The sequence below is a fragment of the Salmonella sp. A1325 genome (genome assembly GCF_056991255.1).
In genome coordinates this window covers 227,996-249,727 of record NZ_JAMLWO010000001.1, presented here as the reverse complement: position 1 = coordinate 249,727, position 21,732 = coordinate 227,996, and the positions used below count along the sequence as shown (strand labels likewise).

Sequence of the window (21,732 nt, the reverse complement as noted above, 5' to 3'; positions counted from 1 at the left end):
ACTTACAGAACTTGCATCGGTCAGGCCGGTTTTCTCGCCAGCATCGTAGCAAAGCGCAGTTTGATACGGTTGCCGTTTTCGTCCGTGCGGTGAAGCTCGCCGACATCTTCGTTGTATTTCAGCATGTCCCATCCTTCGTAATAGAGGCGTAATTCGCCTTCTTTAAAAGCAAACGGGAATCCCACCGTACAGGGAAAATCCGGCGTATCCATTGCCGCAACAATCAAATTATACCCGCCGGGTTTTGTGCAGCGTTGCATATTGGCAATTAAACCGGGAATGGTTTGCGCCTCAAGAAACATCATAACCACCGTCGAGAGAATAAAATCGTACTCGCCGTCAAAGGTCAATGTATTCAGATCGACAATGTCGGTTTGCAGATTATCCAGCCCTTCTGCCGCTTTAATACGCTCAAGGTTAGCCATACTGGCCGGATTTTTATCCCACGCGGTAACGTCATAACCGTTCGCGGCCAGATACAGACTATTGCGGCCATTGCCACATCCCAAATCCAGCGTTCGGCCCGGCGCGACAACCTTTGCCGCCGCCAGCACATCCGAATGCGTGCGGGTTAATCCATATTTCTCAGTAAAGTAATTTTCGTCACGAACGGTCATTTTTTTCCTCCGTTTTCAACAGTGCAGCGCGCTCAGTGCGAATAAGCAACGTCCCCTGCACCAGCAATAGAAATGTACGAACCAGCAATAAGGCGATAATAGCGTTAGTGAAAATAAACAGCGGGACGGCCAGAATATGGAAAAGCCCTGATTCACTACCGTGACCAAGATGTAACCCCGTGGTCGCCAGCGCGGAAACGCCGAACGAAAAACTCCAGAAGGAAGCATTAAACGGTTGTGATAAATACCAGGGCATTAATCGCAGCATAAATAAAAGCTGTAACAGACCGTAGCCGAATAGCATTTTCGCCAGCGTGTCGCCCTCCCCGCCATTGACGCTCAGCCAGGCGCTACAGGCGACCAGCGCGGGCGCCAGTTGGATACCCAACGACGTACGCAGCACCGCCGGTAATTCGCCGCAGCTACGCAGTCGCTGCAAAATAACCGGTTCCAGACTTAACCACGAAAAGACGCCTGCGCCTAAAAACACCAGTCCGGCATCATTGTAGCCGAGCGCTCCACAGGCCATGGCGCTGATAAAATTATTCGCTACCGTGGGCAGATAAAGCCCCGGGGTTGTCGCTTCTTCCGGATGCGCTCCGCGCCAAAGTCCCGCCGTCTGCCATGCGGCATACGCCAGTTGTATGACGACCCCCACGCTGAATAGCGCAACGGCCAACGGGCGATACCAGGGAACGAAACCGATCGCGACCAGCATCGTGGTGGCGGGAAACAGGCTGACAAAACTGCTCATTACCGGATGTCGCACTTCAGCCATCACGCTATGGGGAAAGCGCACTAGACGGCTAAGGAACGCCAGGGTCAAGAGTGCCCAAATAATCATCGCCAGGATCACCATGATGTCGCCGGGCCAGTGGCTTATTGCCCATATCTGGCTGGCATAACGCCAGGCGAATCCCATACCGATAGTGCCAAGGACGATGCCAAAATAGCCCGCAGGCAGATTGAGCACGCGATCGCTCTGCTTGTGATTACGCATTTTGTTTAATTTATAAAGTATATTTGAAATGCATTTTATGGAATTTCTGGTTGTTTCGCCAGTACCTTTGCTACGGTTATCTTAATCGTTCACACGGAATTTCCCTATGACCAAATATCGACTGAGTGAAGAACCTCGTGCTTTTACTTATCAGGTAGACGGTGAGAAGAAAAGCGTCTTATTACGACAAGTTATTGCCGTAACGGATTTTAACGATGTTAAAGCCGGAACCTCCGGCGGCTGGGTTGATGCCGATAATGTGCTGTCACAACAGGGGGATTGCTGGATTTATGACGAAAACGCGATGGCCTTTGCGGGCACGGAAATTACGGGCAATGCGCGTATCACGCAGCCGTGCACGCTCTACAATAACGTGCGAATAGGCGATAACGTCTGGATTGATCGCGCTGATATCAGCGATGGCGCACGGATAAGTGACAACGTCACCATTCAGTCCTCTTCCGTGCGCGGAGAGTGTGCGATTTATGGCGATGCCCGCGTGTTAAACCAGTCAGAAATTCTCGCCGTTCAGGGACTAACGCATGAACATGCGCAGATTTTACAAATTTACGATCGCGCCACCGTGAACCATTCGCGGATTGTCCATCAGGTACAGCTTTATGGCGACGCCACTATCACACACGCTTTTATTGAGCACCGGGCGGAGGTTTTTGATTTCGCGCTCATCGAAGGCAACAAAGACAATAATGTCTGGATCTGTGACTGCGCCAAAGTCTATGGCCATGCGCGGGTTATCGCCGGCACAGAGGAAGATGCTATCCCTACCCTTCGCTACAGCTCGCAGGTAGCGGAACATGCGTTAATCGAAGGCAACTGTGTGTTAAAACATCATGTGCTGGTAGGCGGACATGCTGAGGTACGCGGAGGCCCGATTTTACTGGACGACCGCGTGCTGATTGAAGGCCATGCCTGTATACAGGGCGAAATTCTGATTGAGCACCAGGTCGAGATTAGCGGACGGGCGGCGGTGATAGCCTTTGACGGCAATACTATTCACCTGCGCGGCCCAAAAGTGATCAATGGCGAGGATCGTATTACGCGTACCCCCTTAGTCGGTTCCCTTTAATCCGCATCAATAATGCGGGCATACATATTAACGTCGTGATAGTCGCCGTTAAGATACTCCGCCTGCTTCATACAGCCCTCCAGCGTAAAATGGTTGCGCCGTGCGACCGCATTACTGGCCTGATTATCAACGCGGCATTTAATGACGAAGCGCCGAATATCGCCGCGCCGGGCATAATGTGTCATCAGCGCCTGTAATGATTGCGACATTATCCCTTGTCCCTGGAGGGACTCATCCAGCCAGTAACCGATATAGGCGGCTTTGTTTATCGGTTCGATGGCATTAAATGAGAGTACGCCCGCCATCTCATTCTGGCAGAAAATCAGGTACATTTTGGCGTAACCACGCTGGTGCAACAGTATATTACCCTGCACATGCTTACGCGTTTCCTCCTGCGACGTGACATATTGCGGCCAGTCGAGCGACTGTTGTAGCCACGCTTTGTTTTTGAGTACCAGTTGGTGCAGCGCCGGAACATGACTTTCATCTGCCGCTTGCAGTTCCAGCGTCGTGCTAACAGGAATAATTTCCACCATCGCGTTGCCCTTCTTCGTTGTTGGTCGTGATCACATAAATAGCCTGGTTTACCGATAACCCGCAGGTGATATGAGCGTTTTTATTGTATCGCCATCACATTATTTTTTATTGGCCATATTTAGCGTATTTCCGCGTGACACATTTCACACTTATCCAACCATTCTCCGCCTATAAAACGCTCAACGACTGATTGTTTTATCACCACGGAGACGCCAATGACCTTTTCTGTGCAGGAAACGCTTTTTTCTTTACTGCGGCTAAACGGGATTTCAGGACATGAAAGCAGTATTGCAAACGTTATGCAGCACGCGTTTGAACAGCAGGCCAAAGACGTCTGGCGGGATCGCTTAGGCAATGTTGTCGCCCGTTATGGCAGCGACAAATCCGACGCGCTTCGCCTGATGATTTTTGCGCATATGGATGAAGTGGGGTTTATGGTACGCAAGATCGAACCCTCGGGCTTTTTACGTTTTGAACGCGTGGGCGGCCCGGCGCAAATTACTATGCCCGGTTCGGTTGTGACGCTTGCCGGACGTTCAGGCGATATCATGGGCTGTATCGGTATTAAAGCATATCACTTCGCGAAGGGTGACGAGCGCACCCAGCCACCCGCGCTCGATAAACTCTGGATTGATATCGGCGCAAAAGATAAAGCGGATGCCGAACGAATGGGTATTCAGGTGGGGACGCCAGTAACCCTTTACAACCCGCCGCACTGTCTGGGCAACGACCTGGTATGCAGTAAGGCGCTGGATGACAGGCTGGGGTGTACGGCGCTACTGGGCGTCGCCGAGGCCCTCGCCTCCACACCGCTTGATATCGCGGTATTCCTGGTCGCGTCGGTACAGGAAGAGTTCAATATTCGCGGTATTATTCCCGTTTTACGACGCGTGCGCCCCGACCTGGCGATTGGTATTGATATCACCCCATCCTGCGACACGCCTGACCTGCAGGATTACTCAGATGTGCGGGTCAACCACGGCGTCGGCATCACCTGTCTGAACTATCACGGACGCGGTACGTTGGCGGGACTGATTACGCCGCCGCGTTTGCTGCGGATGCTGGAGACCACCGCGCACGAAAATAATATTCCCGTACAGCGAGAAGTCGCGCCAGGCGTCATCACCGAAACCGGCTACATTCAGGTTGAACTGGACGGTATTCCCTGCGCCAGTCTTTCTATTCCCTGCCGCTATACCCACTCGCCAGCCGAAGTCGCCAGCCTGCGCGACCTGACTGATTGTATCCGTTTACTGACTGCGCTGGCCAATATGTCGCCAGAACAGTTTCCCATTGAGCCTGAAACAGGCGCAACACAAGAGGCACGACCATGATGAAAAAGATCCTTGTGGCATGTGGTACCGGCATGTCGACATCAACCATGATTGCACAAAAACTGCAGGACTTTCTTGCGGAGCAAGGCATTGCGGCAACCACGGCGCAATGTTGTCTGAATGAGATCCCGTTGAACTGTAACGGTATGGATCTCATCGTAACGTCCATGCGTACGCACAGTGACTATGGCATCCCGACGCTCAACGGCGCCGCCCTGCTGACAGGCATCAACGACGACGCATTAAAACAAGAAATCAAGGCGCTGTTAACACAATAAAGGGGGCATTATGTTTGATTACATCCTGTCTCTCGGCGGCACCGTCTTTGTGCCCATCATTATGATTATCATCGGCTTAATCTTTCGTATTCCCTGGCTGCAGGCGGTGAAAGCCGGGGTGACGGTCGGCATCGGTTTTGTCGGCATGGGGTTGGTGATCGTCATGGCGATCGACAGTCTCAGTCCGCCGATTAAAGTGATGATTGAGCGTTTTGGCCTGACGCTGCATGTGTTTGACGTCGGCGCCGGGCCCGCGTCCGGCGTCGGCTATGCGACGGCCATCGGCGCGATGATCATTCCCGTTATCTTTCTGCTCAACGTCGGTATGTTGGTGACTCGTCTGACCAAAACCATGAACGTTGATATTTATAACTACTGGCACTACGCCATTACCGGAACGGTCGTCCAGTTGATGACCGGCAGTCTGATTTATGGCGTACTGGGCGCGATTTGTCACGCCGCCTTGTCGTTGAAAATGGCCGACTGGACGGCGAAACGAGTACAGAACATTGTGGGTCTGGAAGGGATTTCTATTCCGCAAGGGTATGGCTCCAGTTCCGTGCCGTTGTTCGTATTGCTGGATGCGATATACGAAAAAATACCGTTTATGAAAGGACGCAATATTGACGCTCAGGAGATCCAAAAACGGTATGGGATGGTCGGCGACCCGGTGATCATTGGCGTTGTTCTCGGGCTGATCTTCGGACTTGCCGCAGGCGAAGGCTTTAAAGGGTGCGCAACCTTAATGATTACCGTGGCGGCGATTATGGTGCTGTTTCCGCGCATGATTCGCCTTATCGTTGAGGGGTTAATGCCCATTTCCGACGGCGCGCGTAAGTTCTTCCAGAAACACTTTAAAGGGCGCGAAGTCTTTATCGGTCTGGATACCGCAGTGACGTTAGGCCACCCGACCACCATCGCGGTTGGGCTGCTGTTAATTCCCATCATGTTAATTCTGGCGAGCATACTGCCGGGCAATAAAGTCCTGCCGCTGGCTGATTTACCGGTTGCGCCGTTTTTTATCTGCATGGCCACGGTTATTCATCGCGGCGATCTGATTCGTACTCTGCTCAGCGGCATCATTGTCATGATTACCGTTTTGCTGATCGCCACCCAGTTCGCACCGTACTTTACCGATATGGCGCTCAAAGGCGGCTTTAGCTTCGCCGCTGAAAACGCGCAAATTACCGCGCTGTCGGTGGGAAATATGTTTGGCTGGTCAATATCTGAATTGATGTCGCTGGGCATGATTGGCGTGGTTATTGTGGTCGGCATTGTCGCCAGCATCATACTTGTCTTACGTAAACGTGAACTACCGGAATAAGGAGCAACCCAGAATGAGTTGGCTAAAAGAGGTAATAGGAACAGAAAAAGCCGTTATCGCCATGTGCCATTTACGGGCGTTGCCGGGCGATCCCGGGTTCGATACCAGGAAAGGCATGAACTGGGTAATTGACCGCGCCCATGACGATTTAATGGCGCTACAAAATGGCGGCGTGGATGCGGTGATGTTCTCCAACGAATTTAGTCTGCCTTATTTAACGAAAGTCAGACCGGAAACGACCACCGCGATGGCAAGAATCATCGGTCAGTTAATGAGTGAAATTCGCGTACCGTTTGGGGTAAACGTGTTGTGGGACCCTGTGGCCTCGTTTGATTTGGCGATGGCGACCGACGCAAAATTTATTCGCGAAATTTTCACCGGCGCTTACGCCAGCGATTTTGGCGTCTGGGATACGAATGTCGGCGAAACCATTCGCCATCAGCATCGCATCGGCGCAGGCCACGTGAAAACGCTGTTTAACATCGTGCCGGAAGCGGCGGTGTATCTGGGAAACCGGGATGTCTGTTCAATTGCGAAATCGACCGTATTTAACAATAACCCCGATGCCCTGTGCGTCTCGGGGCTGACGGCGGGCGCCCGCACGGATAGCGCCATACTGAAGCGGGTAAAAGAGACCGTTCCCGACACGGTCGTGCTGGCGAATACCGGGGTGTGTCTGGAAAACGTCGAGGAGCAGATCTGCATTGCCGACGGATGCGTAACGGCAACCACGTTTAAAAAAGACGGCGTCTTCGCCAACTTTGTCGACCAGGCGCGCGTGGCGAAGTTTATGGAGAAAGTACGCCATATCCGACAATAAAATGGGGATAAGCAAAACGCTTATCCCCTGCAGAGAGCGATAACTCTTCTGCCGATCTCCGTCGCCTTCGCCAAAAGACACGCCGGGGATCGGTTTCAGAGTAACCCGAACCGGCAAGGAGTCAACGATCGATGATTAATGATGTTAAGTGGGTTCAGGCGCAACGCCATGCCAGCGACTGGCGACACGCGCTGGATATCGCCGTTCGTCCGCTGATTACCTTCGGCGCGGCGGCCCCCTGCTACCTGGACGGTATTATTGAGAACACCCTTAAATGGGGGCCATATTATCTTATCGCGCCGGGGATTGCGCTGCCCCATGCCAGACCGGAGCAAGGCGCCAACCATAATCAAATCAGCGTCACTACGTTAGCAACGCCGGTCGCTTTCGGCAATGCGGATTGCGATCCCATCTGGCTGTTGCTTTGCGCCAGCGCCACGGATGCCGAAGCACATATTCGTACCATTCAACGCATCAGCCAGTGGCTCGACTCACCAGAAAGCGTCGCGATGCTGCAAGATGCGCCAAATGATGCCGCGCTTTTCGCGCAATTAACCGCATTGCGCTGATGGAGGTTTCGATGATCCTGCACCCTTCACTGGCCTCCGCCGATCCGCTGCGCTATGCCGAGGCGTTGACCGCTTTACACGATGCGCCCCTCGGCTCGCTGCATCTGGATATCGAAGATACCAGTTTCATCAACAATATTACCTTCGGTATGAAAACCATTCAGGCAGTCGCACAATACACTCGCCATCCGCTCTCATTGCACCTGATGGTCTCATCACCGCAACGCTGGTTACCCTGGCTTGCAGCTATTCGCCCCGGCTGGATTTTCATTCATGCCGAAAGCGTGCAAAACCCCTCGGAGATTCTGGCGGATATTCGCGCTATCGGGGCGAAAGCAGGACTGGCGCTTAACCCGGCAACGCCGCTATTGCCTTATCGTTATCTGGCATTGCAACTGGATGCGCTGATGATCATGACCAGCGAACCCGACGGACGCGGACAGCAATTTATCGCCGCGATGTGTGAAAAAGTGAGCCAGAGCAGAGAGCATTTCCCTGCTGCGGAATGCTGGGCGGACGGCGGTATTACACTTCGCGCCGCACGGCTGCTTGCCGCCGCAGGCGCACAGCATCTGGTGATCGGCCGGGCGTTATTCACGACGGCGAACTATGATGTGACGTTGTCACAATTCACCGCGCTATAAAGGAGTCATATGCTGATGAGCCAACAGCGCCCCGACCGTATCAAACAGATGTTGCATTACCTTTGGCAACACAGGCACCTCTCAACACAACAAGCTATTGAGCTTTTTGGCTATGCAGAGGCAACCGTGCGCCGGGATTTTCACTATATCGCCAGCCGTTATCCCGGTATGGTTCGCAGCCATGGTTGTATTGACTTCGACGACAGTACGGAAGATAAAGAATATGTTTTCGACGTTAAGCGAACGTTACAAAGCGAGGCGAAACGCGAAATCGCCGCCCTCGCCCGCACGTTCATCAAGGATGGAGACTGCTTTTTTCTCGACTCCGGCTCCACCTGTCTGGAACTGGCAAAATGTCTGGTCGACGCCAAAGTAAAAGTCATTTGCAATGACATCAAAATCGCTAATGAACTGGGTGGCTTCCCACACGTAGAGAGTTACATTATCGGCGGACTGATCCGCCCCGGTTACTTTTCGGTGGGCGAGAGTCTGGCGCTGGAGATGATTAACGCCTTTGCCGTTGAACGCGCCTTTATCTCCTGCGATGCGCTGTCGATTGAAACGGGCATCACCAACGCTACCATGTTTGAAGTGGGCGTTAAAACGCGCATTATTCAGCGCTCACGCGAGGTCATATTGATGGCCGATCATTCAAAGTTTGATACTGTAGAACCCCATGCGGTTGCGACGCTGTCCTGTATTACTACCATTCTTAGCGACAGTGCGCTCCCGTCTGCTATCGCGCGACGTTATCAGCAGGCGGGATGCCGTCTCATCATGTCAGACCCCTCATCAGGAGCGCGTTAATGGACATCAGGCAAATGAACAAAACCCATCTGGAGCACTGGCGCGGATTGCGAAAACAGCTCTGGCCCGGTCACCCGGATGACGCCCATCTGGCAGACGGCGAAGAAATCCTGCAAGCCGATCATTTGGCATCATTTATTGCGATGGCAGACGGGGTGGCGATTGGCTTTGCGGATGCCTCAATCCGCCACGATTATGTCAATGGCTGTGACAGTTCGCCCGTGGTTTTCCTTGAAGGTATTTTTGTTCTCCCCTCATTCCGTCAACGCGGCGTAGCGAAACAATTGATTGCAGCGGTGCAACGATGGGGAACGAATAAAGGGTGTCGGGAAATGGCCTCCGATACCTCGCCGGAAAATACAATTTCCCAGAAAGTTCACCAGGCGTTAGGATTTGAGGAAACAGAACGCGTCATTTTCTACCGGAAGCGTTGTTGAGGAAAATCATACAGGAAAAGGTCGGGTATAGTACCCGACCTTTATATTACTGGGGCAGCTCTTTTTCAGTTAACAAGCGTGTCGTTTTCACTTGTTCAATATTCCTGGCGCCACCCAACATCATGTTAATTGTCAGCTCTTTGTTTAGCTGTTCAATCACTGATGCCACACCCTGAGCGCCGCCAAGATTAAGACCGTATAATACAGGCCGGCCAACCGCCACAATATCCGCCCCGCTGGCTAACGCTTTGAATACGTGCGAACCACGGCGTACTCCACTGTCAAAAATAACAGGCACTCGCTTGTTGACGACTTTTGCAATCGCAGGAAGCATATCGAATGAGGACGGCCCGCTGTCTAATTGACGACCACCATGATTAGAAACCCATATTCCTGCGGCTCCGGCCTGGATAGCAATTTCAGCATCCTCCGGCGACTGAATGCCTTTTACGATAACCGGCAGACCGGAAACACGATGTACATAGGCAATATCCTCCGGCGTAAAGGCTTGTTTAGCCTGCGCGTAAATTTCACTTATCCCTGCCCCTTTGCCGGTTTTTGAACCATCGTCATTTTTTCTGGCGAACATTTCCAGGTTTGCAAAGCCCAACGGGAACTGGAAGTTATTTTTAATATCTTCTTCCCGATAACCACCGACAGGCGAATCTACGGTCAGAATAATCGCTTTAGCGCCATGCTTTACCGCTTGTGCAAGAATAAATTCGTTAAACTGATTATTCTTACTCATATAAAGCTGGAAGAAGAACGGATTTTTCCCGGAAACGTTAGCCACCTCTTCGATGGTCTTGTTGCCATAAGTGCTCAACGAGAAAATCGAACCGACCTGCGCCATGCCTTTCGCCGTCGCCAACTCTCCGGAGGCGTGGGCCAGGCCCTGCGCTGCCATCGGTGCCTGGATTATAGGCGTTTTAAGCGGAATACCCAGTAGCTGCGTTGATAAATCGATCTCTTTTAACTCAATGCCCTGTAATACGCGCGGCATAATATATTTTTTGTCAAAGCTTTCGGTGTTGCTGCGAAGGTTATTCTCATCTTCGGCTCCACCGCGAATATAACCAAATGCCCCTTTCTCCATTCTGGCCTGAACGCGCGCTTCCAGAGAGGCTACGTTCGTCATTTTTATTGCTTTTTCGTCCGTGCTGGCTTTGTACTCTTCAGCATAAGCCAGGCCTGACGTTGCCAACATCGCCAGCGAGGCCACTACCCGAATGAGGTGATGAGTTTTCATCATTATTCCTTTTATTGCTTAACCGCTTCTGCCTGGATTTTTATATCGACAACTTTCGTCATCCCCATATCGACCAGATAATCTACACCCCACTGGGTGCGATCTATTTGCGTGACAAAATCACCACCGCAAACCTGCGCCTTGAATATCGGGCTCATATAACAGCCAAACTTGGTGGTGGTTAAGGTAACGGGCTTAGTTACTCCCTTCATTGTTAGCAAACCGTCAATTGAAACTGGTTTATTATCTTCAAAATGCCATTTTGTCGATTTAAATACTATTTCTGGATATTTTTCCGCATCCAGAATATCACTACTGCGGATATGGTTATCAAACGCATCCACCCCGGTATTTAAGGCGCTCACAGGAATCGTCACACGCATCTCTGCGACTTGCTTTTCCGGCTGATATTTCAGTTCGCCGCTAATAGCATAAAACCCGCCATGATTGGTTGAGGTCTGGAAATGATCGATATTAAATACCGCATTGGTATGCGTATTATCAAATTTATATACATCTGCATGAGCAGCACTTAATAAACCCAGAGACAGGACAGCACCAAGAAAACTCTTTTTCATTATATTCACTTTATATCTTAAATAAGGTGAAGCTATCTTAATGTCCCCTGTCCGCAGGATCGAGAGGGATAAACAGGAAGGACTGTTGCAAAAATAGAACGATGGAAAGGCCGTGTCACAAAAACAGCGGCTCACGGATGAGTTTATGCCAGGGCAATTTCCGGAACCTGTACCGCCTTTGTGGCGGTACAGAAGGCAAACAGACTAACGCATGATACGATCGTCGACATAACGGCGCTTATCCGGCGCAGGCGGGAAATACTGATACAGCCAGGTTTCGCTGATAGCCTCCCCCTGACAGCGCAGGAACATACGCATATCCACCGGTGCCGTAGAATCCGAGGTCGGATACCAGTCAAACTGGATACGATAACCGTCGAAAGGCTCAACGTAGAGGATCTCAACCTGCTTCGCCTCGCCACTGGAGAGCGTAATTACCGGCTCAATGCCTTTTGGCGCGGCCGCTTTCAGATCGCCGCCGACAAAATCAATAGCAAAACGGCGCGCCCATTTATCCGGGTAATGTTCGCCCGGCGCCCAACCTTCGGGAAAGCCGCCCATCCCTGTACGGGTCGCCATGACCCGCGCAAGCGGCGATTGTACCGGCGGCTGCGCGCTCCAGTACAAACGATAATTGAACGCCAGCGCATCCCCGGCTTTGATCGCTTTTTCCGGCTGCCAGAAACAGACCACATTATCCAGAGTTTCACCAGTGGTTGGGATCTCCATCAGGCTAACCGCGCCTTTCCCCCACTTACTGCGAGGCTCCACCCACAGGCTCGGACGTTTGTTGTACCAGCCCATCACATCCTGATAATGCGAGAAATCGCGATCGAGTTGCAGCAGGCCGAACCCTTTCGGGTTATCGTCCATATATGCATTGAACTGCAATTTCTGCGGATTATTCAGCGGGCGGCAAATCCACTCGCCGTTACCCCGCCACATCGCCAGCCGATCGGAATCGTGAATTTGTGGATGAATGGTGTCGCATACCCGGCGTTCATTATTCCCACAGCTAAACATACTGGTCATCGGCGCAATGCCAAGTTGCTTAATATCTTTACGGGCGTAGAGATGGTTTTCTACATCCATGATCACCTGCGATTTTTCGCAATGAATCACAAATTTATACGCGCCCGTCACGCTGGCGCTGTCCAGCAAAGCATAAACGGTAAACGTAGTATCGCCCGGCTTCGCGGTGTCAAACCAGAATGCGGTGAAGTCAGGGAACTCTTCCTGACCGTCAGTATAGGTATCTATCGCCAGCCCGCGAGCCGACAGGCCATACTGATAAGTATCATCTACCGCCCGGAAATAACTGGCGCCCAGGAAGGAGACGACATCGCGCCGCGCCAGTTCCGGCGCTTTAAAGACACGGAAACCGGCGAAACCGAGATCGCTCTGCCCTTCCAGTTGCGTCGTATCGACGCCGGCATCGTTGTATTTAAACAGTTCCGGGCGAAAATGAATCTCGCGAGCAAGATGCGTCGTCGTATCAACGGAAAACATGCGTACGCGACGACGAAAGCCCATCCCTACGTGGAAAAACTGAATATCGAGCTGCCGGTTGGCAACACCGTTCCAGAGTGAATGCGCCGCGTCATACTGAATGCTGTTATAGGCCTGCGGCGTCAGATTGGCGAGCGTATCCGGCAAGGGTCCCGGCGCGCCGCCCCAGGGCTTTTTCGCTAACGCCTGGGCCATTGATTGCAGACCAGCAAAATCAAAACGGACAATTTTACCATCCGCAATATCGGATTCCGCGGCAAACGCGGCCTGAGAAAAGAGGGAAGCAATACCGCTGGAACCGCACACGGCGGCCATTGCCATTGAACCTTTAATAAATCGTCTACGATTCATACCTGAAAATGAGTCCTTCTGGTCTTGTGAATGGTCCCGCGCTGGTTTTTTCAGCAGCAAGAATGTGCCCGTTTCTGACCGCTCACTCTAGACAAAATTCATTAATAATCCAATTGTTGGTCGCCTGGAAACTGTGCAAAAGCGTAAATATTTTATGTCGATAAGAACCGACCTAATCGGATGTAAACCTCACGCAGCATTCTTCAGGTTATGAAAAGTTTATTCCAGACTAACGTGATGTTTCATGACTCGTTTAAACAGCGCCAGACGCGCACGCATAAAGCGGTTTTCCACTTTAAAACCGGCAAGTTTGTTCAGCCCAATCCGCAACAGACGATCTCGCCCCCGAATGCTGGCGGGCCAGCGAACCGGGCCGTGCAGCACGTCGCGCGTGCGGCTGGCATGACGAGCGAAATTCACCCAGTAATCCGCCACCTGCGAGGCAAAGGCCAGGTCATTCTCATTCACATAATGGCATGTGGGCTCAGCCCGCGTTAACGTATCGAATACATACGGTATTTCATTGCCATGACAGGCACCATTCGCGTAAGTGTTATGCTCCGCTTCGGCGACATAATCAAACCAGTAACGCCAGCACGGTTCGCCGATCCGCTGCTGCGCTTGCATGACGACATAACCCAACGTGGTAAATACCATATCCCGACAGACCTGCCGCCCTAGCGCTTCGTCGCCTTTCACTCCAGGATAAAGCAGCCGGATTAACCCCAGACCAACACGCCGCTCACGGCGCATTTTTTGAATTTGACCGGCAATATCGACGCCAAAAACTGCCAATACGCTGGCTTCATCGCTATTCGAGCCGATCATCACCGGTATCGGATGCTGTTTCGCCGCAAAGAAGGTTTCCAGCATCGGATGCGGCAGTACGACGTCGCCGGAAATCGGCGTCGGCGCAATTTTAAAAGGCGCGTCCAGCGGCCAAAACGTCTCTGCCGGTAAAGCGCGTAGCTGTTCGGCAGTGGCATGGGCTAAGCCAAGATGTTCCGCCAGCGCAACGCCTTTTTTTAGCGCCACCTCGCGGGGCGTATCCGGCAGCGTATAACCACTCTGAATAATCGCTTTATGAAAAAGCCCCTTCGCCAACGGCGAAGCCATCAACGACAGCACGCTGCGGGCGCCGGCGGATTCGCCAAATAACGTCACATTCTGCGTATCGCCGCCAAACGCGGCAATATTGTCCTGCACCCAACGCAGCGCAGCGATTTGATCGAGTAAAGCGAAATTATGAATACACTCCGCCCCTTCGCCTTCCAGCGCCGGATGCGCGAAAAAGCCCAGATGGCCAAGCCGATAATTGACCGTCACCACGATCGCGCCGCGCTTTGCCAGCGCTTGACCGTCATAGGGCGGCAAACTCCCCGCGCCAATGGTGTAACCGCCGCCGTGTAGCCAGACCATGACCGGCAACGGTTCATGACGCACGGCGGGAGCCCAGACGTTCAGATAGAGACAGTCTTCGGAAAAATTTCCCGGATCGCCACCGCCGAGTTCACGACACCAGGTAATATCCTGCCAACTGGCGCAGGAGAAACAATCCGCCTGGCGCACATCCTGCCAGGGCGTAACAGGCTGCGGCGCACGCCAGCGTAGCTCCCCTGTTGGCGGCGCGGCATAAGGTATACCGCGCCAGATATGGATCTCTTCCTGTACGACGCCCACGATTTTACCGTGACGCGTCGCCACCAGCGGGATGGAGGGATTCAACATAACGCCTTCCTTTTACAGTATCCTCACAGCCTGTGAAGCTTACCGCTTTTAAAGCAGACCGCAACGGCGTTTACTGCGTTCTTCCGCTTCCTGATATAACGAAAATTCATCCCGTACTGCACATCCCAGCGCCTGTTCAAAGGCGTCGCGGCTGGCATTACCGTGCCTTCTGGCCAGCGTTTCATTTCCCAAATTCGACTGAAAAATGCCGGCTGCGCTGACCGGAAGAAAATCTTCATAGGTAATCGGCTGCGCGATCACCCAACCGCGCTCAATAAGCGGCTGCGGATCGTCGCCAGGATGGATCGCCTGACGATGCGCCTCGCCGGAAGGCGTTAAGCGATAGCGGAACCAGGCAAGCCCCTGCTGGCGAAGCAGAAATTCGCTATCCGGAAAGGCGTTAAAGACCTCCTGCAAATGGAGTTGATGCGTGAAGTTATCCTTACCCGTTCCCGCCTTGTGCAATAGTTCATCATATAATCGACGACCTTTTGGCGTCAGCGCGACGCCACGTTGCTCAATTTCGCCGAAGCGCGCCGTGTGCGTACCCTGCTTTTCATCAACGAAGAGCACCTGCTCTTCCAGGGCTTTGAAACTGGTTTGCCGCAACAGAATAGGCACTTCGCGGCGAGGCGGACCTTCGATAAGAATTTTAGGCGTAATGCCGCACTCCGGCATCATGGCCTGTACCCGGTCGATATCCAGAGTACGCGGCGTCAGATGGTTAATGTGACATCCCGGAAAACAGACCACATCGGCAATTAAACGATGCTCACGATGCAGGCTGCGGTACGTTTCTTCATCAACGGTAGCCTGACGATGCCAGCGAAAAGTCTCCAGCGTTTCACGGACGAACTCTTCGACCTGAGCAGCACTAAAACCGCCCTGCTCGTCGTACTCATCCAGCAATTGTCGGCAGCGCGATGTAAAAATATCCCGCTGCGATAAGATTTCCGCCGCCCGCTGGCGTAATGCCGCGTTTTCAATGAGCTCCAGGCGTAATAGCGAAGTGAACATGCGAAAGGGATTACGCGAGAGCGAAGCCTCGTCAATGGGACGAAATGCCGTGGAGTGCACAGGCACGCCCGCCTGAGAGAGATCGTAATAACTTACTGGGTACATCCCCATGATGGCGAATATCCGACGCAAGGTAGAAAGTTCTTCTGCGGTTCCAACACGAATGGCACCATGTCGTTCCACGTTCAATCGCGCCAGTTCATCGGCATTAGCCAACTGCTCATGCAGTTTGGGATTATTTTCCAGCACCGCCAGATTCACGTCAGCCACAAGTTCCAGTAACGTACCGTACTGCGGAACTTCCTGCTGGTACATTGCTGACATTGCCTGCGAAAAGTGTTCCCGAATCTCATCTGCCGTGATGGTGTTCGCCATAATGTCATGCCTCCAGTGAATGTTACCTGGAGTGTAGAAAACCTCATCCATTCCGGGGAGAAGAATTTACAAACTGTGATCCGGCCTGAATTCATTGTGTAGGACGGATTGACATGAGCTGGCGTATCCCCGACCAGATCGCGGCTTAACACGCTTAACGGCAGTTGAATCATCAGTAAAATAAAACAGTTGTAACTTGAAATGGTAAAATGTTAATAATATTTTGCTATCAGGTTATCAAAAACAAACAACTTTACTTGTCACCCGCACGGATCTGTTTTTAACATCGCTTATGGAAAAAAATGGTCTGTTTAGTCAGCGCATTCGGTTGCGCCACCTTCATACATTTGTCGCCGTTGCGCAACAGGGAACTCTGGGGCGCGCGGCTGAAACCCTTAACCTGAGCCAGCCAGCGCTTTCTAAAACGCTGAACGAACTGGAACAACTCACCGGAACCCGGCTGTTTGAACGCGGGCGACTGGGCGCGCAATTAACGGTTCCTGGCGAACAATTTTTGACTCATGCGGTAAAAGTATTAGATGCATTAAATACCGCCGGGCAGGCGCTGAATCGCAAAGAGGACGCCAGCGCCGATGTGGTACGTATTGGCGCGCTCCCCACCGCTGCGCTGGGTATACTCCCGGCGGCTATTGGGCGGTTCCATCAACAGCAAAAATCGACCTCGTTACAGGTCGCGACCATGAACAATACGATGTTGCTTGCAGGTCTGAAATCAGGCGAGATCGATCTGGGTATTGGCCGTATGTCGGACCCGGAATTAATGGGCGGTTTAAATTACGAACTGCTGTTTTTAGAATCGCTTAAATTAGTGGTACGCCCCGGTCATCCCCTGTTACAGGAGACGATCACGCTCAGTCGGGTTATGGAGTGGCCGGTAGTCGTCTCGCCAAAAGGCACGGTACCGCGCCAGAATGCGGAAGCCCTGTTGCAAAGCCAGGGGTGTAAAATGCCTGCCGGATGTATCGAAACGCTATCCGCATCGTTATCACGACAACTGACCGTAGATTACGATTACGTCTGGTTCGTCCCCTCTGGCGCGGTTAAAGAAGATCTTCGCCAGGCGACGCTGGTCTCATTACCCGTGCCGACCCAGAGCGCAGGCGAACCGATAGGTATTCTTACGCGAGTTGATATCCCGCTCTCAACCGGGGCGCAAATGCTGATTGCGGCGATCCGTAAATCGATGCCGCTGTGATAGCGGCTGTCGGACATTAAGCGCGCCCGCGGCTAAAATAGCCCGCTGGCGCAACGCTTATTAAAGGAAGGATGATCGCATCGTCGCGCCAGTATTCTGTAAACGAAACGCATCAACGGCTTGCGTCAAGTGGGCGGCCTGTTCTTCAAGCGAAGCCGCCGCCGCGGACGCCTCTTCGACCAGCGACGCGTTTTGTTGCGTAACCTTGTCCATCTCAGAAATCGCCTGACTGACCTGAACAATACCGCGACTTTGCTCATCAGAGGCTGCCGCGATATCGAGCATAATATCGGTGACGCGTTTGACGGCATCCACAATCTCATTCATGGTGCTCCCCGCAGCGATAACCTCTTCAGATCCTTGTTCAATCAGGCTGACCGATGCGCCGATCAAGCCTTCAATCTCTTTTGCCGCCTGCGCGCTGCGACTGGCGAGGGTACGAACCTCACTGGCGACCACCGCAAAACCGCGTCCTTGTTCCCCGGCGCGTGCCGCCTCGACCGCCGCGTTCAGCGCCAGGATGTTGGTCTGGAAAGCGATACTGTTAATGACGGCGGTAATTTCCGAGATTTTTTTCGAGCTGGTGGAAATATTCCCCATCGTTTGTACGACCCCGGAAACCATCTGGCCTCCGCGGCTGGCTTTACCGGAAGCATCTTCCGCCAGTTTGCTGGCGTGATGCGCATTATCCGCATTCTGCTTAACGGTTGCCGTCAACTGTTCCATACTGGCTGCGGTCTGTTCAATGGCGGCAGCCTGCTGTTCAGTACGAGAAGATAAATCCGTATTACCAGCAGTAATTTCGCTGGTGCCTCGATAAATTTCCTCCGCCCCCTGACGCACCGCCCCTACCGTTTGTTGCAACGCATGCTGCATCTGCTGAAGATGATGACTCAGGCGACCAATTTCACTGCGTCCTGTGGGCTCGTCAGCCATGGTCAGATCGCCGGCCGCAATGCGTTCGATACGTGACGCAGACTGCTGCAAGGGTTGTATCACCGTGCGACGCAGCGCCATGAAGGTCATTAACGTCAATACCAGCGCCAGCGTAAATGCGCCAATCATAAACATCATACCGAGCCGGGTACGTTGGTAAGCCTGCTCGCTAAGTAGTCTCGCCCGCTCGGTGCGCAGTTCAATCGCTTTCAACAGGACATGGTTATATGCGGCATCCAGTTGTTTTGCCTGCTCGTTTTCATGATTAATGATCGCTTCGAACATGCCATTTTTGGCAAATTTCAGCATCGGTTGCAGGCCGTTGATATAGGCGGTGTAGCGGGCGTTTAACTCGTTATCCAATGCGTCATCGGCGGGTGTTTTCACCGCTCTGGACATATAAGCGTTAAAGCCGTCCTGAGACTGCTTGATCCGCGTTTCCGCAGCGGCAATATTGGCTTTCATTTCATCCATTTCAGCAATCCGGCTCGCCGCGCCAGCGTGGATCATATTGATACGTGCGGTACGTAAGTGGTTAGCGCTGTTGGATAATCCCATCCGTACCTGAATCTCGTCCGTGACATCACGCTGATCGCGATCGGCCTGTAACAGAAAATAGCCTGCCAGCCCGGCGCTCAAAGCAAAAAGAAGAAGGATGCCACCGAGAATGGAGGAAAACAGCGGAACCAGCCGAATATGATGCAGGAAGCCCAGTTTATGCGAGGCTTGCATCGAGAATGTGTTGCCCATGACCGTCGACTCTCTTGTAAGTTTTATGCGTAAAACACGCCCGTTAGATAGTCATCGGCACTTCGTGACGTTTGCTTATCGCGAAAAGCATCGCCTTCGTCACATTTTCACAACATTCATTCCAGAAAATTCAGAAAAGCGCCAGCGGAAAATCCGCTGGCGGATGAATCAGTTATCGCCAAAATGGATAACAGTACGGATGGATTTACCCTGATGCATCAGTTCAAAGGCATCGTTAATCTGCTCCAGCGGCAGGCGGTGAGTAATAAAAGGATCTAAACGGATTTTACCGTTCATCGCATCTTCGACCATCCCTGGCAGCTGCGTGCGCCCTTTCACGCCGCCAAAGGCGGAGCCACGCCAGACGCGACCGGTCACTAGCTGGAAGGGACGGGTTTTGATTTCCTGCCCTGCTCCCGCTACGCCAATAATAATGCTTTCGCCCCAGCCTTTATGACAACATTCCAGCGCCGCTCGCATCACGTTAACGTTGCCGATACATTCAAAACTGAAATCTACGCCGCCATCAGTAAGCTCAACAATAACGTCCTGGATCGGTTTGTCGTAATCATTCGGATTAATAAAGTCCGTAGCCCCCATTTCGCCCGCCAGCGTAAATTTTTCCGGATTCGTGTCGACAGCTAAAATACGCCCGGCTTTAGCCTGAACCGCGCCCTGAATAACCGCCAGCCCAATACCGCCTAAACCAAAAACGGCAACGGTGTCGCCCGCTTTCACTTTAGCGGTGTTATGGACGGCGCCAATACCCGTCGTCACGCCGCAGCCCAACAGACACACTTTATCGAGCGGCGCCTGCGGGTTCACTTTCGCCAGAGAAATTTCCGCGCAAACGGTATATTCGCTGAACGTGCTGGTTCCCATATAGTGATAAACGGGTTCGCCGTTATAAGAAAAGCGGGTAGTGCCATCCGGCATCAGCCCTTTTCCCTGAGTGGCGCGTACGGCCTGGCAAAGGTTAGTTTTACCTGACTTACAGAACTTACACTCGCCGCATTCCGCCGTGTACAGTGGAATAACATGGTCGCCGGGTTTCAGGCTGGTGACCCCCTCGCCGACCTCGACTACCACGCCGCCGCCTTCGTGACCCAGGACTGCCGGGAATACGCCTTCCGGATCATCGCCGGAAAGGGTAAAAGCATCGGTATGGCAAACGCCGGTATGGGTGATTTTGACCAGAACTTCGCCTTTTTTCGGCGGCGCAACGTCAATCTCGACAATTTTTAGCGGCTGACCGGGACCAAAAGCAACTGCTGCACGTGATTTCATATATCTCTTCCTGTTACGGTGAGGGAAATTGTTATTTTAGATAAGCGCGAAGAAGATGGCCGATTTCCGCCATCCGAACCGCGCGCTGATCTGGCGTAGTTTCCCCGCTGACCAGCTCATCTTTCAGATGGATCTCAACCATTTCACTCATCAGGCCATTAGACGCGCCGCGCACGGCGGCAATCTGTTGCAGAATAGCCAGACAAGGTTCGCCAGACTCAAGCGCCCGCTCCAGCGCTTCGACCTGCCCGCGAATGCGACGAACGCGGGTAAGAAGACGTTTTTTATCTTCAGGTGAATGCGGCATTCGACCTCCATATACTATAGGGGGGTATACTATCAGAATTTTATATTTATGTAATTGTAAAATTACACACAATATAAAAATCAATAGCTTATAGATTTCCGGCATAGACCATCAAGAATCAGTTCACATTCAGCATATTCAGCTCACGAGAACTTTTTCAGGCTACAGACAATAAACGCCAAAGCTTCTTTTATATGCTGCAATGTTTTGCCCGACTGGAGTACAGAGGTAATGCCGGTGAATCCAGTCCCATTACCCAGAAGTAAATATTTGCTCAATAGTTTTTATTTACTCACCAGGTGGTAATGAATAAAGGTTATGATATGCAGATGTCAGTCTTGTAAGAACGTAACATCACAACTGCGATACACCGCCGACGGCTAGCGAAAATATCTCAACCCTGTGTCTTTCCTGGCTTAGTCAATGTGGACAAAAAATCAAATGAGCGTTATTTGAAAGATTTTTAATACCCAAAAGCGTCATCATTATTGTTAATTTGAAATCAATCTCAGGTAATAATCCATGCCTATTTCGATTTGTAAACATGGTGCTCCTTTTGTTGTTCAACATGAAAATGGGTACGGTTCCGGTGCAAGTCAGTCATCATCACTTTTCAAATCAATCCGCCATATTAGCAACTCTCATGAGGCAATAAACTTTATAAGTTGCTATAGTGCAAATGGAAGCTGTTTTTCCAATGCACAGATGCTAGCCAATGCCTCAGGGAGCCCTGTTATAGGTTACTATGGGAAAATAAATAAGTTAACAGCCAATCTGGATAATAGCGGTCGTATATTCCGCCCACAGCATAAGCTTGCGGCCAATATTTGTTATATAGGTAATCAGCTTCTGAGCGCTCCAATTCAGCTTGGGATTGGCCTGAAACATCTGCTAAACTGCCACTCAGATGGTAATGTCAGATAAAGTGTCATGCCATGCCCTTCCCGGCATTGCTATTCCACAGCCTACAGATAT

22 protein-coding genes are annotated in these 21,732 nt (G+C 52.0%); 11 read left to right on the top strand and 11 right to left on the bottom strand.

Going from position 1 to position 21,732, the window contains the following annotated elements; all coding sequences use genetic code 11:
- Positions 1-20: 20 nt before the first annotated feature.
- Positions 21-617 (bottom strand): tellurite resistance methyltransferase TehB, encoded by a 597-nt coding sequence (gene tehB / locus NAZ64_RS01285; RefSeq protein WP_079981204.1) that lies wholly within the window; start codon positions 615-617, stop codon positions 21-23.
- Positions 604-1,617, bottom strand: coding sequence for a dicarboxylate transporter/tellurite-resistance protein TehA (tehA, locus tag NAZ64_RS01280; protein ID WP_001243996.1), 1,014 nt, complete (start codon positions 1,615-1,617; stop codon positions 604-606). The genes tehB and tehA overlap by 14 nt, the downstream gene beginning before the upstream one ends.
- A gap of 106 nt (positions 1,618-1,723) precedes the next feature.
- Between tehA and ydcK the strand changes: the two genes are divergently transcribed.
- On the top strand, positions 1,724-2,704 hold the full coding sequence (ydcK, locus tag NAZ64_RS01275; protein ID WP_000170584.1) for a YdcK family protein: 981 nt from the start codon (positions 1,724-1,726) through the stop codon (positions 2,702-2,704).
- On the opposite strand, the gene rimL is transcribed toward ydcK, so the two are convergent.
- Positions 2,701-3,240 (bottom strand): 50S ribosomal protein L7/L12-serine acetyltransferase, encoded by a 540-nt coding sequence (gene rimL / locus NAZ64_RS01270; RefSeq protein ID WP_000229293.1) that lies wholly within the window; start codon positions 3,238-3,240, stop codon positions 2,701-2,703. The two genes, ydcK and rimL, sit on opposite strands and share 4 nt — an antisense overlap.
- A 216-nt stretch (positions 3,241-3,456) precedes the next feature.
- Between rimL and NAZ64_RS01265 the strand changes: the two genes are divergently transcribed.
- The 8 genes from NAZ64_RS01265 to NAZ64_RS01230 all read left to right on the top strand — a co-directional run bounded on the left by NAZ64_RS01265 (position 3,457) and on the right by NAZ64_RS01230 (position 9,454).
- Complete coding sequence (locus tag NAZ64_RS01265; protein WP_220569883.1) at positions 3,457-4,575, top strand: M42 family metallopeptidase; 1,119 nt, start codon at positions 3,457-3,459, stop codon at positions 4,573-4,575.
- Positions 4,572-4,853 (top strand): PTS sugar transporter subunit IIB SgcB, encoded by a 282-nt coding sequence (gene sgcB / locus NAZ64_RS01260; RefSeq protein WP_000976132.1) that lies wholly within the window; start codon positions 4,572-4,574, stop codon positions 4,851-4,853. Before NAZ64_RS01265 ends, sgcB begins: the two co-directional genes overlap by 4 nt.
- A 10-nt stretch (positions 4,854-4,863) precedes the next feature.
- Positions 4,864-6,177, top strand: a complete 1,314-nt coding sequence (gene sgcC, locus NAZ64_RS01255) for a PTS sugar transporter subunit IIC SgcC (RefSeq protein WP_000460835.1) — start codon at positions 4,864-4,866, stop codon at positions 6,175-6,177.
- Positions 6,178-6,190: 13 nt separating this feature from the next.
- Positions 6,191-6,997 (top strand): BtpA family protein SgcQ, encoded by an 807-nt coding sequence (gene sgcQ / locus NAZ64_RS01250; protein WP_220569882.1) that lies wholly within the window; start codon positions 6,191-6,193, stop codon positions 6,995-6,997.
- Positions 6,998-7,128: 131 nt separating this feature from the next.
- The gene (gene sgcA / locus NAZ64_RS01245) at positions 7,129-7,566 is read left to right on the top strand and encodes an SgcA family PTS sugar transporter subunit IIA (RefSeq protein ID WP_000606454.1); all 438 of its coding nucleotides are present in this window, start codon (positions 7,129-7,131) and stop codon (positions 7,564-7,566) included.
- Between the two features lie 11 nt (positions 7,567-7,577).
- A complete protein-coding gene (locus NAZ64_RS01240) occupies positions 7,578-8,210 on the top strand; it encodes a ribulose-phosphate 3 epimerase family protein (protein ID WP_024156955.1) in 633 nt (210 codons plus the stop codon).
- A 15-nt stretch (positions 8,211-8,225) separates the two neighbouring features.
- Positions 8,226-9,017 (top strand): DeoR/GlpR family DNA-binding transcription regulator, encoded by a 792-nt coding sequence (locus NAZ64_RS01235; RefSeq protein ID WP_076728183.1) that lies wholly within the window; start codon positions 8,226-8,228, stop codon positions 9,015-9,017.
- Complete coding sequence (locus NAZ64_RS01230; protein WP_000354853.1) at positions 9,017-9,454, top strand: aminoglycoside 6'-N-acetyltransferase AAC(6')-Iy; 438 nt, start codon at positions 9,017-9,019, stop codon at positions 9,452-9,454. Before NAZ64_RS01235 ends, NAZ64_RS01230 begins: the two co-directional genes overlap by 1 nt.
- Before the next feature lie 46 nt (positions 9,455-9,500).
- Here the strand turns inward: NAZ64_RS01230 and NAZ64_RS01225 are convergent, their stop codons facing one another.
- From NAZ64_RS01225 to hglS, 5 genes are all read right to left on the bottom strand, one after another.
- Positions 9,501-10,703 carry a lactate oxidase gene (locus tag NAZ64_RS01225; RefSeq protein WP_070801257.1) on the bottom strand — a complete coding sequence of 401 codons (1,203 nt, stop codon included), beginning with the start codon at positions 10,701-10,703 and terminating at the stop codon, positions 9,501-9,503.
- 11 nt (positions 10,704-10,714) lie between these two features.
- On the bottom strand, positions 10,715-11,290 hold the full coding sequence (locus NAZ64_RS01220; RefSeq protein ID WP_001024319.1) for a YceI family protein: 576 nt from the start codon (positions 11,288-11,290) through the stop codon (positions 10,715-10,717).
- Positions 11,291-11,485: 195 nt separating this feature from the next.
- A complete protein-coding gene (locus tag NAZ64_RS01215; RefSeq protein WP_079943594.1) occupies positions 11,486-13,141 on the bottom strand; it encodes a glucan biosynthesis protein D in 1,656 nt (551 codons plus the stop codon).
- 219 nt (positions 13,142-13,360) lie between these two features.
- A complete protein-coding gene (locus NAZ64_RS01210; protein ID WP_000933983.1) occupies positions 13,361-14,869 on the bottom strand; it encodes a carboxylesterase/lipase family protein in 1,509 nt (502 codons plus the stop codon).
- A 48-nt stretch (positions 14,870-14,917) separates the two neighbouring features.
- Positions 14,918-16,261, bottom strand: a complete 1,344-nt coding sequence (gene hglS, locus NAZ64_RS01205) for a 2-oxoadipate dioxygenase/decarboxylase HglS (RefSeq protein WP_115285999.1) — start codon at positions 16,259-16,261, stop codon at positions 14,918-14,920.
- 292 nt (positions 16,262-16,553) lie between these two features.
- Between hglS and NAZ64_RS01200 the strand changes: the two genes are divergently transcribed.
- Positions 16,554-17,477: a LysR substrate-binding domain-containing protein gene (locus tag NAZ64_RS01200; RefSeq protein WP_000414251.1), complete on the top strand. Its 924-nt coding sequence runs from the start codon at positions 16,554-16,556 to the stop codon at positions 17,475-17,477.
- A 60-nt stretch (positions 17,478-17,537) separates the two neighbouring features.
- Here NAZ64_RS01200 and NAZ64_RS01195 read toward each other — a convergent pair whose 3' ends face one another.
- The 3 genes from NAZ64_RS01195 to NAZ64_RS01185 form a co-directional block, all read right to left on the bottom strand.
- Positions 17,538-19,163: a methyl-accepting chemotaxis protein gene (locus NAZ64_RS01195; protein WP_115285998.1), complete on the bottom strand. Its 1,626-nt coding sequence runs from the start codon at positions 19,161-19,163 to the stop codon at positions 17,538-17,540.
- Between the two features lie 168 nt (positions 19,164-19,331).
- Positions 19,332-20,450: an S-(hydroxymethyl)glutathione dehydrogenase/class III alcohol dehydrogenase gene (locus tag NAZ64_RS01190; protein WP_000842141.1), complete on the bottom strand. Its 1,119-nt coding sequence runs from the start codon at positions 20,448-20,450 to the stop codon at positions 19,332-19,334.
- Positions 20,451-20,481: 31 nt separating this feature from the next.
- The gene (locus NAZ64_RS01185; RefSeq protein ID WP_115285997.1) at positions 20,482-20,757 is read right to left on the bottom strand and encodes a metal/formaldehyde-sensitive transcriptional repressor; all 276 of its coding nucleotides are present in this window, start codon (positions 20,755-20,757) and stop codon (positions 20,482-20,484) included.
- Between the two features lie 522 nt (positions 20,758-21,279).
- Here NAZ64_RS01185 and NAZ64_RS01180 point away from each other — a divergent pair.
- A complete protein-coding gene (locus NAZ64_RS01180) occupies positions 21,280-21,681 on the top strand; it encodes an effector protein (RefSeq protein WP_078054926.1) in 402 nt (133 codons plus the stop codon).
- The last annotated feature ends 51 nt before the right edge of the window (positions 21,682-21,732 follow it).

Bases quoted from the DNA above. Each gene is read 5' to 3' on its own strand.
- tehB (WP_079981204.1), bottom strand. From the start codon at position 617: ATGACCGTTCGTGACGAAAATTACTTTACTGAGAAATATGGATTAACC.
- tehA (WP_001243996.1), bottom strand. From the start codon at position 1,617: ATGCGTAATCACAAGCAGAGCGATCGCGTGCTCAATCTGCCTGCGGGC.
- ydcK (WP_000170584.1), top strand. From the start codon at position 1,724: ATGACCAAATATCGACTGAGTGAAGAACCTCGTGCTTTTACTTATCAG.
- rimL (WP_000229293.1), bottom strand. From the start codon at position 3,240: ATGGTGGAAATTATTCCTGTTAGCACGACGCTGGAACTGCAAGCGGCA.
- NAZ64_RS01265 (WP_220569883.1), top strand. From the start codon at position 3,457: ATGACCTTTTCTGTGCAGGAAACGCTTTTTTCTTTACTGCGGCTAAAC.
- sgcB (WP_000976132.1), top strand. From the start codon at position 4,572: ATGATGAAAAAGATCCTTGTGGCATGTGGTACCGGCATGTCGACATCA.
- sgcC (WP_000460835.1), top strand. From the start codon at position 4,864: ATGTTTGATTACATCCTGTCTCTCGGCGGCACCGTCTTTGTGCCCATC.
- sgcQ (WP_220569882.1), top strand. From the start codon at position 6,191: ATGAGTTGGCTAAAAGAGGTAATAGGAACAGAAAAAGCCGTTATCGCC.
- sgcA (WP_000606454.1), top strand. From the start codon at position 7,129: ATGATTAATGATGTTAAGTGGGTTCAGGCGCAACGCCATGCCAGCGAC.
- NAZ64_RS01240 (WP_024156955.1), top strand. From the start codon at position 7,578: ATGATCCTGCACCCTTCACTGGCCTCCGCCGATCCGCTGCGCTATGCC.
- NAZ64_RS01235 (WP_076728183.1), top strand. From the start codon at position 8,226: ATGAGCCAACAGCGCCCCGACCGTATCAAACAGATGTTGCATTACCTT.
- NAZ64_RS01230 (WP_000354853.1), top strand. From the start codon at position 9,017: ATGGACATCAGGCAAATGAACAAAACCCATCTGGAGCACTGGCGCGGA.
- NAZ64_RS01225 (WP_070801257.1), bottom strand. From the start codon at position 10,703: ATGAAAACTCATCACCTCATTCGGGTAGTGGCCTCGCTGGCGATGTTG.
- NAZ64_RS01215 (WP_079943594.1), bottom strand. From the start codon at position 13,141: ATGAATCGTAGACGATTTATTAAAGGTTCAATGGCAATGGCCGCCGTG.
- NAZ64_RS01210 (WP_000933983.1), bottom strand. From the start codon at position 14,869: ATGTTGAATCCCTCCATCCCGCTGGTGGCGACGCGTCACGGTAAAATC.
- hglS (WP_115285999.1), bottom strand. From the start codon at position 16,261: ATGGCGAACACCATCACGGCAGATGAGATTCGGGAACACTTTTCGCAG.
- NAZ64_RS01200 (WP_000414251.1), top strand. From the start codon at position 16,554: ATGGAAAAAAATGGTCTGTTTAGTCAGCGCATTCGGTTGCGCCACCTT.
- NAZ64_RS01195 (WP_115285998.1), bottom strand. From the start codon at position 19,163: ATGGGCAACACATTCTCGATGCAAGCCTCGCATAAACTGGGCTTCCTG.
- NAZ64_RS01190 (WP_000842141.1), bottom strand. From the start codon at position 20,450: ATGAAATCACGTGCAGCAGTTGCTTTTGGTCCCGGTCAGCCGCTAAAA.
- NAZ64_RS01185 (WP_115285997.1), bottom strand. From the start codon at position 20,757: ATGCCGCATTCACCTGAAGATAAAAAACGTCTTCTTACCCGCGTTCGT.
- NAZ64_RS01180 (WP_078054926.1), top strand. From the start codon at position 21,280: ATGCCTATTTCGATTTGTAAACATGGTGCTCCTTTTGTTGTTCAACAT.